At 43.0% G+C, this 14322-nt stretch carries 11 protein-coding genes; 5 read left to right on the plus strand and 6 right to left on the minus strand.

Annotated features, from left to right (window positions below):
- Positions 1-68: 68 nt before the first annotated feature.
- Complete coding sequence (locus DSL64_RS22895) at positions 69-836, minus strand: DeoR/GlpR family DNA-binding transcription regulator (RefSeq protein ID WP_115833276.1); 768 nt, start codon at positions 834-836, stop codon at positions 69-71.
- A 227-nt stretch (positions 837-1063) separates the two neighbouring features.
- Between DSL64_RS22895 and DSL64_RS22900 the strand changes: the two genes are divergently transcribed.
- Genes DSL64_RS22900 through DSL64_RS22910 form a run of 3 tightly spaced genes read left to right on the plus strand, consistent with a single transcriptional unit; the run spans position 1064 to position 5577 of the window.
- A complete protein-coding gene (locus tag DSL64_RS22900) occupies positions 1064-2797 on the plus strand; it encodes a PA14 domain-containing protein (RefSeq protein ID WP_115833277.1) in 1734 nt (577 codons plus the stop codon).
- Positions 2791-4779: a plastocyanin/azurin family copper-binding protein gene (locus DSL64_RS22905; RefSeq protein ID WP_115833278.1), complete on the plus strand. Its 1989-nt coding sequence runs from the start codon at positions 2791-2793 to the stop codon at positions 4777-4779. Before DSL64_RS22900 ends, DSL64_RS22905 begins: the two co-directional genes overlap by 7 nt.
- 39 nt (positions 4780-4818) lie before the next feature.
- Positions 4819-5577 carry a 3-keto-disaccharide hydrolase gene (locus DSL64_RS22910; protein ID WP_115833279.1) on the plus strand — a complete coding sequence of 253 codons (759 nt, stop codon included), beginning with the start codon at positions 4819-4821 and terminating at the stop codon, positions 5575-5577.
- Positions 5578-5626: 49 nt separating this feature from the next.
- Here DSL64_RS22910 and DSL64_RS22915 read toward each other — a convergent pair whose 3' ends face one another.
- The 4 genes from DSL64_RS22915 to DSL64_RS22930 are packed head-to-tail and all read right to left on the minus strand — an operon-like array spanning position 5627 to position 11489.
- Complete coding sequence (locus tag DSL64_RS22915) at positions 5627-6031, minus strand: DUF1493 family protein (protein WP_115833280.1); 405 nt, start codon at positions 6029-6031, stop codon at positions 5627-5629.
- Between the two features lie 35 nt (positions 6032-6066).
- Complete coding sequence (locus DSL64_RS22920; RefSeq protein WP_115833281.1) at positions 6067-7170, minus strand: hypothetical protein; 1104 nt, start codon at positions 7168-7170, stop codon at positions 6067-6069.
- 54 nt (positions 7171-7224) lie between these two features.
- Positions 7225-9960, minus strand: a complete 2736-nt coding sequence (locus tag DSL64_RS22925; RefSeq protein WP_115833282.1) for an alpha-d-galacturonidase — start codon at positions 9958-9960, stop codon at positions 7225-7227.
- A gap of 53 nt (positions 9961-10013) precedes the next feature.
- Complete coding sequence (locus DSL64_RS22930) at positions 10014-11489, minus strand: alpha-L-fucosidase (protein ID WP_115833283.1); 1476 nt, start codon at positions 11487-11489, stop codon at positions 10014-10016.
- An 81-nt stretch (positions 11490-11570) separates the two neighbouring features.
- Here DSL64_RS22930 and DSL64_RS22935 point away from each other — a divergent pair, with 81 nt between their 5' ends.
- Both DSL64_RS22935 and DSL64_RS22940 read left to right on the plus strand, forming a co-directional pair.
- Positions 11571-11876, plus strand: coding sequence for a type II toxin-antitoxin system HigB family toxin (locus DSL64_RS22935; RefSeq protein ID WP_115833284.1), 306 nt, complete (start codon positions 11571-11573; stop codon positions 11874-11876).
- A gap of 3 nt (positions 11877-11879) precedes the next feature.
- Entirely contained in the window at positions 11880-12257 is a 378-nt protein-coding gene (locus DSL64_RS22940; protein ID WP_115833285.1) for a helix-turn-helix domain-containing protein, read from the plus strand.
- Positions 12258-12289: 32 nt separating this feature from the next.
- Here the strand turns inward: DSL64_RS22940 and DSL64_RS22945 are convergent, their stop codons facing one another.
- Positions 12290-14320, minus strand: a complete 2031-nt coding sequence (locus DSL64_RS22945) for an aceric acid hydrolase (RefSeq protein WP_115833286.1) — start codon at positions 14318-14320, stop codon at positions 12290-12292.
- Between the last annotated feature and the right edge of the window lie 2 nt (positions 14321-14322).

Consider the following 14322-nt stretch of genomic DNA (forward strand, 5'->3'; position numbering starts at 1 on the left):
GACTTTCAGTTAGCTGCACTTCAACATATAACTGAGATATTGTGTACTATATACTGATGCTCTTTACATCAGCCTGCTATAATCAGCTCAATTTCATTATCGCGGAATAGTTGCTTGTGCTTATCTTCCACACCTGCATCAGTGATGATATAGTCGATCAGCGACAATGCGCCCAAACTTGCAAAAGCACTTTTACCCACCTTGGTTGAGTCCGCAACCAGATAGGTCGTATCTGCTGCATCAATCATGGCCTTTTTAACTACTAAATCACTGATACTCGGATAAGTAAGCCCAGCTTTCAGCGACAAACCTGCAGTAGCAAGAAACAGTTTCTGCACATTCAGACCTTTGAAAAAGTCTGCCGCTTTCTGTCCTGTCAGCGACAATGTTGGTGGCTTAAACTCACCTCCTGTCATAATCACTTCTATACCTGTTTCTGCACCGAGTACAAGCGCAATATTCAACGCGTTGGTAATCACTGTTAAATGACGGTTGCTCCCTCTTAGTTTTTTGGCAATTTCAGTTGTTGTCGAACCCGAATCTAAAATGATCGTGTCACCGTTCTCAATATATTCCAGGCACTTTGCTGCGATCAGTTCTTTTTTGTCCAGATGTTCCTGATTGGCAAGTGAAAAATTCCTTACCTGATCTTCAACATTTTTCAGGAACGCTCCGCCGTGCTCTTTAATCACGAGACCGTCTCTTTCGAGTTTATCCAAGTCCTGCCTGATCGTAACTTCCGTCACTTTGAAGAGTCTGGCCAGATCTACCACCTTGGCCGAACCATCCTCTTTTAACAATTCAAGAATCTTATCTCTTCTTTGGTTTGCCAGCATTGTTTATTCTTTTGTTTTGTTGACCTTTTGTTTTTTACCTAAAAATAGAAGGAAAACAATTAATTCATAACATCACATCAAAAATAAACCGCTTAACGATACAAATAGAAATATTAAACTTAACAAAAGCAAATTTACGAAAACAAAAGAAAATAAAAAGTAATAAGTGAAAATATTATAGTATTATTGTGATATAATTTCCTTGTATTTGCATACCAGAATATTACATGCAATCATTTTTCCAATTCAAAATCCTGTCCATACTGATTTTACTTGTGATCAGTGCCTGTTCATTTGCTCAACCGTTAGCCAGCGAGCTCGAAAGTGAACTACTACCCTTATCTGACCTGTCTCATTTTCAAAAATTGAGTACAACATCCTGGCAGATTGCCGGCAACGTCTCCGCCAGCAGGCATCATTCAGGCAGATTAACTCCTGTTGAAGGAAAAGGAATTCTGACATACACACCTTCTTCAAACTCTGCTCCTCTTGTCAGTAAATTAGAATTTGGTGACATAGATCTGGAGTTTGATTTCCTGCTAAGCCGACAGGCCGGTTTCTCTGTTACATTACATAATCAGCACCAGATCAACATTTCGGATTTGTGGATGAAGTCCGGTGCTGATGCTTATAAGGCTGCCGGATTGTGGCAACATCTGCGTATTCAATTTGTAGGTTCTGAAGGAAATAAGAAGATAGAAAAGGTATTGCTGAATGGACAAGATGTTATCCAACAAGACGATATCATTCACATGCAACCAGCCAATCCTTCTACAAAGACATTTTCAATCAACGGAAAAACAGGTGGATTTGCCATCAGAAATATCCATTATAAAACCTTCGGGACAGAAAAAATAGTGCTTTCTGATCTTGCTTTCAAAGTATATAACGGTCTCCACAAAAACCCGGACACGCTCAATCTTTTACCTGTCAAAAGACAGGGGAAGACGGATACGCTCTCACATCGTGTAGGTGACCGAAAATCGCAATTGGTTTTTGATGGAATGGTAGATATTCCTGCTACCGGAGAATATCTGTTCAGCCTTACTGCCGGCGGAGGTGCGTGGTTATATATTGATAATAAGCAGGTGATCAGTAACAATGGTTCGCGGGATTTTGAAAGGGCTTTTTACAAAAGAACAAACCTGAAGAAGGGAAAATACCCATTTAAACTCGTGTACTCTAATTCTGATGAATGTCTGGTACTGCATTATCAGGGTCCGCAAATACCATGGCAATCGTTGACAACTGCTTCTTCAATGAGACTCAGTGAACACTTTGAGCCACTTGAATATCAGGTCAAAGATAAACCTGCGCTGCAACGAGGGTTTATGATGCACGGTGAAAAAGTAAACCCGTATACAGCCGCAGTCGGATTTGGTGCCAACAACTATGCTTATGACATGCATACCTATAATCTACTTGCGGTCTGGCACGGTAGGTTTATTGATGTAGCCAATATGTGGCGGGAACGCGGGGAAAAGCAACTTGAAATACCACTTGGTGCCAAACTGGAGTTCTCCGGAAAACCGTTGCTCGCCAGATTGAAAGAAAACACAAGTACCTGGCCGGATTCGGCTCAGACATCAGATGGTGTTTTTACTTTGCGAGGTTACAGTCTGGATGACAAGCAGGTTCCTGTTTTTTCCTATGCACTTCAGGATGTTAAAGTTGAAGACAAGATGACGCAATTACCATCTCATGAAGGTCTTGCAAGACAATTGAAAATTCAAAACGCAAATAAAAGAAAGCATTACTATATATTACTGGCAGAAGGCAGGTTTATAGAAACGCTGGCAGATAGCAGTTACGCAGTAGACGACAAACGCTATTATATTGAAAAACTGACTGTTAACAATGCAGTTGCCACCATCCGAAAAAACAACGGCGTTCAGCAACTCATAGTGCCTGTCTCCGTTTCTACTCCTGTTCAGACCATCCAATATAACATCGTATGGTAAAGTCGACCTCCAAAACCCCTACAGCATCGGTGTTTACCAGATTGCTTACTGTTTCGGCATTGCTATGCTCAGGCGTCGCATTCTCTCAAACCGATTTTTCTACAAAAGAGAATCCATTTTATAAATTGACTGACGTGCCCATCCCTGACAGTGTGATGCTGGAAGTGGGCGGACTTGCTTTTACGGATGATGATCGCCTTGGTGTGGCTACGCGCCGTGGTGAGATCTGGATGATTGACGATCCTTATCAGAAGAAAAGTATAAAACCAAAATACACGTTATTTGCTAACGGGTTGCACGAACCTCTCTGGCTTGCATATCGGAAGGGTTCATTTTATACAACACAGCGATCGGAACTTACCAAAATCACTGACACGGATAAAGACGGGATAGCGGATAAATTCAACACAGTGTATTCCTGGCCTATCTCAGGCAATTACCACGAATATTCCTACGGACCACTTTTCCTGCCCAATGGTGATATGCTCGTCACGTTGAACCTCTCCTGGGTTGGTCGCGGAGAAAGCCTTACCAAATGGCGCGGCTGGATGCTCAAAATTACAGAGGATGGAAAAATGACACCCTTCGCAACAGGCATGCGTTCACCCGCAGCATTCGGACTCAACAGCCAGGGAGACATATTCTTCGCAGAAAACCAGGGAGACTGGATAGGGTCAGGACGTATCACGCATTTGAATGAAGGTGATTTTGCAGGCCATCCGGCAGGACTAAAATGGTCGGGAGAACCGGCTTCAACTGTTCATTTAGAACGTTCCTCTTTTGCTGATTCAGTCGGAACGATGTATGATTATGCCCAAGGCAAACCGCATTTCAAATTACCGTCTGTATGGTTTCCTCATACCGTCATGGGTATTTCTACTTCAGCGATTCTTTCTATGGATTCCGATGCATTTGGGCCGTTCAAAGGACAGCTGCTTGTGGGTGATCAGGGGCACAGCAAGATTATGAGAACATACCTTGAAAAAGTGAACGGGCAATATCAGGGAGCCTGTTTTCCATTTCGCGAAGGATTCAGTTCTGGTATCCTCCGCATGGCATGGGGAAGTGACCAATCTCTTTTTGTGGGTATGACGAGTCGTGGCTGGGCGTCTACCGGCAAAGCGCAGTATGGCCTGCAGCGATTGACATGGACGAAGCAGATTCCCATGGAAATTAAAACCATGAGCATCACGACGACGGGCTTTGAATTGGAATTCACCAAACCTGTAGATCCGAAAAAGGCATCCGATACCGATCACTACAAAATGACAGGCTTTACCTACAGTTATCATAAAAAATATGGTAGTCCCGTAATTAATTCAGCTCCGTGCCTGGTACAAAAAGCCGAAGTTTCAGCGGATGGACTGAAGGTCAGTCTAACCGTTTCAGGACTTCGCGCAGGCTATGTGCATGAGCTCAAAATCAATGATCTGAACAGCAAAAATGGAGAAGCGATCTTACATCCACTGGCCTATTACACAATCAACTCATTTCCTGAAGGTACGCAGCAAACCCATCAACATGCTGATCATCAGAAGCCCAATACAACCCCTACTGCTTGCGGAATTGATCCCGACAAATCTGTTCAAAGCCAACCTGCTACCTGGACAGACGGGCCTGATATAACCATTACAATGTCCACAAAACCTGGACTAAAATTTGATCAGGAGCTCCTTGAAGTCAAAGCCGGAAGTAAAGTAAAACTGAGTTTCAATAACAATGACGACATGTTGCATAATCTGGTTATTACATCACCAGGTTCATCAGAGAAGGTGGGGCAGTTGGCGATGGATATGGGTCTGGACGGTGCTAATGCAGGCTACATACCTAATGACAAATCGGTGCTTTTTCACACATGTCTGATACAGCCTGAAACTACACAAAGCATTTATTTCACTGCGCCCGCTCCGGGAGATTATCCTTTTCTTTGCAGTTTTCCCGGTCATGCATTTGTGATGAAAGGGATTCTGCGTGTACGATGAAATTTTGGATGCGTTTTTCTCAATCAGAGAATTTGAAATATGAATAAGAATATATTATTGACGTTAGCGGGCTGGGTGTTTACCTGCGCCGTGTATGCCCAGGGTCAGCAGATGCTTCCACCTGCCTCCGATACCGAGGACTGGTCAGTCAAACCACCGTTAGTAACACCGGGAGATACCTATGCCAAAGCACCCTCTGATGCTATTGTGCTTTATGGAAGTAAAAAAGATATTGTTAACTGGGAGCATCCTGATGGTGCTCCTGCAAAGTGGGAAGCTCATGACGATGCGCTGACTATTGTAAGAAAAGCGACCGACCTTCAGACCAAACAGAAATTCGGGAATATACAGCTGCATCTGGAATGGAAAACGCCCGATCCCACGGAAGACAAAAGTAATAACCGGGGTAACAGCGGCGTATTTCTGATGGGATTATATGAACTTCAGATCTATGAATCTTATAACTACGATACCCGGATTTATTACAACGGTCAGGCGGGAAGTATATACAAACAGCATGCTCCCCTTGTGAATGCAGCAACGAAACCGCAAACATGGCAGACTTATGACATTGTTTTCACCGCACCAATTTTCAATGAAGATAAAACGCTAAAATCGCCCGCTTACATGACGGTATTCCATAACAACGTATTGATTATCAATCACGCTGAAATAAAAGGCCCGATGGTCTATCAGGGTTATCCGAAGTATGAGTACCATGAACCAAAACTACCATTGCGATTACAGGAACACAATAGTCGGGTGAGTTTCAGGAATATTTGGGTAAGGGAATTGTAGGAAACATTAATTGGTATTTTGTAACTTTCTCAAATACAGTTATAACCTATTATCGTAGAAGGTAATAAAACAGTGATAAAAATACCGTTGCTACAAATATAAGCCTAGCAATTATGTCATTGTGCTTTGAACTAATAACATGATCAGGATACTCAATATTCCATCTTCCAACCCCACTTATTTCTGCAAGTAAAGCTGGGGTGACGGGTATTCGTTTCACCTGGTCATATGGAGGCTTGTAAAATAAACCTCCTATATTAAACCCCTCCTCATCACCATGAAAATACCATAGATAGGCATTCATGTCGCCATGGTACCGATCACTAAACTTTTCTATTAACTCATGAAAATCATCCCCTACACAGCCACTGTCTAATATGTCTGTATGCTCCCTAATTTTATCATTGCCGGTCAAATCTCTTACGAATTCCACCATTTCTAAAACTGTAGCCATTTTGCAATTCGTTTATTGCCGATTTAAAAGAACAGCTACTCCTTAACATCTTTATATTTCATTTTTGCCCCGGACAAACCTACTGATAATTTGACATTCACCTGGGAGCCTCCATAATTCCTGATGTTATTCCCCGGGGTTACGGTCACACTTGCTCTGGCAAAATAGCTCGTTTTTTCAAACATGTTTTCAGTATGTTTAAACTTCCTGCTTACTTCCAGTCCAATTACAGGGCTATATCCCCTTGCAGCTCGTTTGTCATCTTTTTCCGCTTTGGAAGGGGTAAATTCGGATAGTCCGTAACCCACATAGGGAACCAGCGCAAAACTCTTATCAATGACTTTCCAGCCATACATTAAATCTGCCCTTGCGTGTGTAGCACGCGTCCCAGCCGCCCAATAACCCTTTGCATCAATCTCACCTTTTGTCCGGCTTGCACCGATACTTATATCCACCAGAAATCTTGAACGTTTTACATCCAGATAAATACCCATTCCTCCGCCCGTCGCATGCTTAAACACTTCTTTTGTTTTATCTGCAAAAAATTCCTGACTTACACTAAGAAACATTCCCCACTGCGTCTGAGGTGCTATAACCACTTCTTTAATTTCGGGTGTGTTAGTCAATAAATCACGAACATTGGACTCCCATACCGGCAGGGCTGAATTACCAAAGAATTGTGAATCCTCACGAAATTGGGTGTAGAGATTCCCTATCTCATCCTTGGTTTGCAAATAAACACTGTCCATTTGGCGATTTAATTCACGAAGCGATCCCCCTTTTAGACCGACCTCATACGCCCTCAATTTTAATAGTTTGCTATGGTATCCACTCAGATCGAAGATAATTTTGGCACGTCTGAGGGTTTCCCGGGTTGTGTCCGGCAAATAAGAGGAGCGATAAAAAAGTACCGCATCGGAGAGCAGACGAAGCTGGTATTTACTGAGATTATTGCTTTCGAACCAATGCCTGTAACGAACATTCACATCCAGCATCTGGCGTGCGGCAGTGGTGTCAATATTAAACCTTTTTGCTTCGAGTGTCACGTCTTTATGCCATCTTAATACATCAGGCTGAGCTGACGCTGCAATTGACACAAAAAGGACAGAAACCAAAACACCTAAACTTTTAAAAATCACAATAGAGGAGTTAAATTGAATCGCAAATAAAGCAAGAACCTGCCGAAAGACAAATCAATCCTCTTCAAACAACCAATCAATATTTGACGCTGCTTTATCACTTTTTGAAACAAGGTTTTTCAGATCAACATTTGTATCTGTAAAACCCAAAACCAGCACTTTTCCTTTCCCAAAAACCAGCGTATGTTTTCCGGAAGGAAAGGTGAAAACATGAATATTCACAGGTATTTTATTAACCGTAAACGCACCGGCAATCTGTACCTCCGCCTCACCGTAATCGTTCGCCGTGGCATCGGTTTCGAGATTGGGTGTACTAAGAAATCCGGATTGACCTGATTGAAAGTAGCCCACCAGCAATTTCACCGGCACATCAGTTTCAAATTCAATTTTTGAATTTTTGGCATATTGATCTTTCGCATTGAATCGTAACGCTTGAAGTTCCGAAAAGGAATCAGGCAAACCTTTCACTGCAGACGGAGTGTCTTTATAGACCTCCTCACCATTTTTCAACTGAAAAGTTTCAGTCTTACGAGTTAAAGCTACGGAAATTGGTGTAATCACTTCGCTGGTATTCCTGCTGCCTTCACCTGCTTTTAATTTCCTCAAATTAATCTTAAAACGCTCCACCTCTTTTTGATAAAATGGTAGCAATTCTACCCAGGTTTTATTTTTACCGCCATCCCCACCAACTGGTATACGTCTCTGAGCTGTTTGCATGCTATTGGCATACAAATAGGTATCTTTTGTAAGCTCAACCAATCTTTTATAATGATCTACGCTTTGTTCAAGATGTGGCAATGCAGCTTCAAGGTCAGACAGTTTTTTTGTATAGGTGTACGTTAAGACAAGTGCCGCCGCCTTCACTTTTTCAGAGAAAAAATCGGCTAGTGCCTGAGTGCAATACACGTCATTTTTTACTCTTCCGAATTCATCCTTGTTCCTTGTAACATGCGAAGCGGCTCTATCAATGGCATCTGCGGCCAATTTACCATGAAGTACTACCTCAGCGATAATCTGAACCGGTGTTTCTCCGATATGTTTCAGCGATTGAAGTTCCTTATCCACATATTCCGTTAGCGTCTCCCCTTCCGGCCCATCTGAATTATACAGCTCCGGCCAAACACGGTATTTCTTTGGATTTACAAGTTGGCTCATTGTCATTCCCAGCGTAAGCGTTTGTCTGTTTCCATTCGTGATCCCAAAACGACGTAACAACTTCGGAGCGATTTCTCCTGCCTGCTCGTAAGCTTCAAGTATATCTTTTCCAGCCTGCCCGGCTCCGAACTCATCGCCCAATTCTCCGCCCCAGTACGCTATCTCCTGTTTGCGATCCCGCCTGCAATTCCAGGCATAACGCGCCCAAGCTTTGTACCAAACCCAATCACGATCAATCTGTAACAAACGCTGGGACGTATGGTCAGCTGTATAGGGCCAATCCCAATACGATGACTCCGGATAAAGATGCAAACCATTCGCACCGTGTATATCATGCATCGCCTGCACACTTTTTTGTATAAAATCTGCCGATCCGTACCGGAAAGGTTCAAGGTTTGCCAATATGTGAACGTTGTCGATATGGGTCGAACCCAGCGCACTCATTTCCCTGTGCATTTTCGTCCAGGGGCCACGTGGCTGGTAAGTAGTAAGTGCTTCGCCGTTGTATTTGTTCATTGTAAATAACGAATTATACAAAGGCAGAGATGCTTTCATCACCAACTGAGGATTTGTATCGTGCCCCCGCAAAACAATAGGTGGTTGTGTAGAAGAGCCCAACGCCGCAAGACCATCTTTCACGCCGGGAATGATCGTTTTTGTAAACCATTCCACATCATTTTCATCGCCCTCCATGGCTTCACCCAAAGTAATGAGCAAACCTACATTCGGATATTTTTCTACAAATGCAGCGATGGACTTGCGCGTGTAGTCTGATAACAATGGTGTTATTTCCCTCTTCCTTTCCTGAGTTGGCATATTATGCTTTTCAGCAAATGGCTTGGAAACGATAATGTTATAAAACATCTGTATCACCCATATTCCACGTTTATCTGCTTCCGTGGTCAAAAAGCTATACAGTTCCTCATTCTTTTTGAAAGTTTGCTCGTCTACCTCCACTGCATACGGATAATCCTTCAGCTTCACCAACGAGGCAAATGGGTGACCGTTCCATAAATACAAGGAATTCAGCCTGTTCTCAACGAGCATATCCAAATACTTAATCCACAGCTCCTTGTCATACAACCATGGAAAGTTTTCCGGCGTGTAAGGATATTCATAAACAGTGCGACCGGGAAGATACTCTGTTTTTTGTATGCCAATGCAGGTTCCGCGAAGCACCATTTCAGGTTGATCTGTAAGATTCAAATTGACTGGTAACGCTCCTTCTGCTGATATTTTATCTGCCAATTCCAGACAACCATAAAGTATTCCTGATTCATCGAAACCTGCCACAATTATGCTTTTATCATCCGAACGAATCACATAACCTTCCTTGCCGGGGGCTTTATCGTTTGCGTTTTGGTATTTGCGCAACTCCTTTCCGATAACCGGATCGTTATATAAGCCAATCGTCACTTTTCGTCCGTTTCGCTCTGACACCGACTTTCTTTCACCTATTCCTATTCCAGCTTTTTCCAATGCACTCCTTAGCTTTTGAACGCCAAATTCCACACGTGGTGCGGCGTTATCCGGAATACTGATAGTTACAGTTTTCGTGGATAGATTTTGCGAACAGACGGATTCTGTTACTCCAAAAACGATAAGAAATAGCAGACTGAGGCAATAAGTTTTCATTGCTTGAATATTCAAATAGTAAGAAATTTAATCTCTAGATGTGATGCTATTACCTATTCCATCTCAATTTTAATCACATGAGCTATATCTGAAGGAATACGCGTTTTACCGGGAATCGTAATGTTTAATCCTTTGTCTGTCAACACACTGTTACACACAACCAGATTTTTCAATCCCAAGAGATTCACAGCTTTCACCTTTCCATCGATACCGCTTTTAGATAATGTTTTCAAACTGAACTGAATATCGGTCTGATTACCATTAGTAGCAATGTCTTTCTCGGTACCTCTGATTTCCCCGGCAGTTACCGGCCAGTCAAGCAAAATAGCATAGATGGTTTTCCCTTTTTGTGTGTAATAGACCTTCTTGCCCGAAGCCAAAGTTTCGCCAAACACTTTGTAAGGACGTGTTTCATATATCGCCTCACCGAAAGTCCACATCCAGCGACCTACTTTATGCACTACTTGCTTTTGCTCTTCCGGGAAAGTCCCGTCGGCCATGGGAGAAAGGTTGAGTAACATCTGTCCGTTTTTACTGACTACGTCAATCAGTGTGTGAACAATCTCCTTGGCCGTACGAATCTCCATGCCTTCGGTATATCCCCAGGAATAGGACAAGCCTGTCCCTATTGAATAATCGCATAACCATGGCTTTTCAATAATCTTATCAGGATTGGAGTTTTCGTGATCTTCCATGCCCACACCCGCCGGCAGATCCTCGCCTTTGTAAGTGACGATCACATCCTGTTGGCGCTTTTCAGCTTCATTGAAATAATGAGCCAGGTACGATTGTATGTTCTTTTCCGGAACCTGTTCAAGCCAGGCATCGTGGTAAATGACGTCAGGATGGTATTTACTCACCAACTCCTTACACTTATCCATCCACATCTGATCCCATTCTTTTTTGTCCATTGTTGAGCCATATAGCTTCGCATACTTCGGATCGGCTCCTGCCCAGCCTGGCTTCAGTTTAACATTGGTGTAATTCAGTTCATGATGTAACGAAGTGAAAAATTTAAGTCCGCGACCACGGATTGCTTTCTCTAATTCACCAACTACATCTCTTTTCGGACCCATATCTTTCGCGTTGAAGGGTGTGAGCTCACTATCCCACATGGCGAATCCATCGTGATGCTCGGCAACGGGTCCGGCGAATCGGGCACCACCTTTTACAAACAGATCTGCCCATTCGTCTGCATTGAAATTCTCCCCCTTGAACTTTGGAATGAAATCGTGATAGCCCAATTTTTCCAGAGATCCATATAAAGCCTGATGTCGCTTATAAGTTCCTAGCTTCGAATAGTCCTGCTTGTCGTTATGCATGTGCTGGATATAGTGTTCATTGTTATAGGCAGGCACAGCGTACACACCCCAATGGCAGTAAATCCCGAATTTGGCATCGCGCATCCAGTCGGGTACTTCTTTGTGTTTTTCGAGTGATTGCCAATCAGCTGTATACTTTTGAGCAATGGCATTCTCCATAACAATAGGAGTAATTAATAGCAGAAGAATCCTGAAAAAATAATCCATTATATTGTTTCAATTTTTGAAATTATATTTTACTTTTAGAAACTATTATGAAGCTTTATCTACACATCAGCAAACATCAATGTGGTCATTATTTCTAAAAAAACGATTCATGAGTATATCACATTTGAACCGCGTGCAAGAGAAGCATTATTAAACTGGTACAAGCATGTTAAAACTGCCGATTGGTCAAAGTTTTCTGATGTTCGAAACACTTTCAATTCTGTAGATTCTGCGGGCAATGACAGGTATGTCTTTAACATTAAAGGAAATGATTATCGGTTGATCGCCATTATTCATTTTGAAGTCAGGACGGTTTACATAGTCTTCATTGGGACTCATTCTGAATACGATAAAATTGATGCATCAAAAGTTGAATACAAGAAATAGATTATGAAAAACGATAAAATCACTTACGATCACGAAACGGACTATAAAAATGCGATGAAAGAGATACTCACCTTAATGAACAAGGGTGAAGGAAATCTTTCTGAAAATGAGACTAACAAACTTCGTCAGATGGCAATTGCTGCTGAAGAATATGAAGACCTCCATTATCCGCTTCCAATGCCAAAGTCTATCTCCGAAATGGTGGAACTCAAACGCTTTCAACTTAAGCTTACACAAGGTGCTCTGGCTGACATGCTCGGTTTGGGGAAACCCAAATTGTCACAAATTCTTAATGGTAAACGCGAGCCGGATGTTTCCTTTTTAAAAGCAGTTTACCAAAAGCTGGGTATTGATCCCGGTTTTTTGCTGGATAATGTATAGGTTGTTTCCTGGTTCAAATATTTTAATCACACTCACCTCGCCAACGGCAGCCAAACGGACATATCATTATGTCCTCTGTTTCCCCACGCATAATAAGGAACAAGCCTTACCGGTACAGATTGAGGCTTTTCGGTTGAAACTTCACGGTACAGACTTTTATTCCACTGAGTCGGACTGATCAAAACACCATCGCCGGTTAAGCTCACAACAGGACTGTTCTCAATCGTGATCTTAGCCGGTTTCAGATTGTTGTTGACGGCAATAGCCACATCAAAAATCGTTTTTCCTTTTGGCAAGTCGGTGGATTCCAGACAGTATACCACGGGTCCTCGCTTCACTGCGACCTGGTTGCGCGTCTCCTCCACCAATGGATTCGATTCAATCAATTTAACCGGCATCGGCAAATCAAGTTCGATTTTATCTCCTGTTTTCCAGTTGCCATTCACTTCAGCATAAGTTCCGGCAACCAATTTTGCAGTAGATGGCTTTCCGTTCACAAGCAATCTGGCACCACTGCACCATCCGGGAATCCGGAAATACAATGCCATTGCTTCCTTCGGAGCCTGATCTATTTTGATTGAAACTTTTCCATCCCATGGATAATCAGTGGTTTGGGATAATTTCAGCTGGCCGCTTTTGAAGCTTGTATTCAGGGTGTTTCCTCCGTACAAATTAAAGTAAACGCCTTTGTCCGAAATACTATAGGCATACTGATTCACCTCTGCTACGGTGCGAACCGTATTGGGCGGACAGCAATTAGACTTGCCGATGTAAGCCACTCTGTCCTTCGACCAGCGCTGCTCAAATGGCAGAGCATCTGAATAAGCCAAAGGATTGGTATACAAAAACTTGTCTCCCTTCAGGTTAATTCCTGACAATACGCTATTGTATAAAGCAAGTTCCACGACGTCTGCATATTTAGCATCCCCGCTGATTTGCAACATCCGCCAGTTCCAAAGTACGTTACCTATGTTCGCACAAGTTTCGTTGTGTGCCGTAAAGTTGGGAAGCTGATAATCGCGGCCATAGGCCTGGTGAATTTTCTGAACATCGTCAGGCTTGTAAGAAGTACCATCCGGCGAAACACCATCGTACAGCGCTCCGCAACCGCCTGTGACATACATTTTATGCTGCATCAGATCCTCCCACATCGTATTGAGTTGTTTCAGTAGCGCCTGGTCTCCGGTTTCTGCGTAAACATCAGCTACGCCTGCATACAGATAATTAGCCCGTACGGCGTGCCCCAGTACTTTTGTTTGTTCCAAAAACGGAATCCTGTCCTGGTTATCATCCGTACCTTCAGTAGCACCTTTGATACTGATCAGATGTTGGACCAGCGTGAGGTATTTCTGCTCATGAGTTGTTCTGTACAGCTCACTTAATCCCATATAATGTGCCGGGCAAATCGCATTGCGGGACTGCTCCGGTGTAGCGGCTGCATAAAAACCAATCAGGAAATCAGCTGCTTTTTTTGCGACCTCCAGCAGAGTGGTTTTACCTGTAGCTCTGTAATGCACACAGGCGGTGGTCATCAAATGCCCGAAGTTATAGGCTTCAAAACTCAGCCTGCTATCAAACATTTTCGATTCTCCCTTTTTATTCTGATCAATAATCGCTTTGGTATAAATGTAACCATCCTTACGCTGCGCCTTGGCAATTACCTCAATAGCATGATCCATCAGAGCATCCAGTTTGGGATCTTTGGTGACGGCGTACATGCCGGCGACTGCTTCCAGGGTTTTGTAGAAATCACCGTCATGGAACGAAGGACCTTTAAAATTCCCTTCCTTCAGACCGGCCGCAATTTCAAAATTCCTGAATGAATGACTAATCTCAGGATCTGTATAAACCTTCCAGATATTGGGAACCATCGTTTCCTGGCAAACCTTAAAACGATCCGCCCAGAAACCTTGTGTCCATTTCACTGCATCCAGATCAGTTCCGTGTAAATGCGCATGGGCACTTTTTGAAGTATTTACCAGTCCCCTGCCCTGTCCATGGGAATTACCGGACACTACAGCGAATGCAACCGTTGCTAAAAGGACATATTTTAATTTGTTCATAC

This window comes from Dyadobacter luteus (assembly GCF_003383615.1).
Classification (GTDB): Bacteria; Bacteroidota; Bacteroidia; order Cytophagales; family Spirosomataceae; genus Dyadobacter; species Dyadobacter luteus.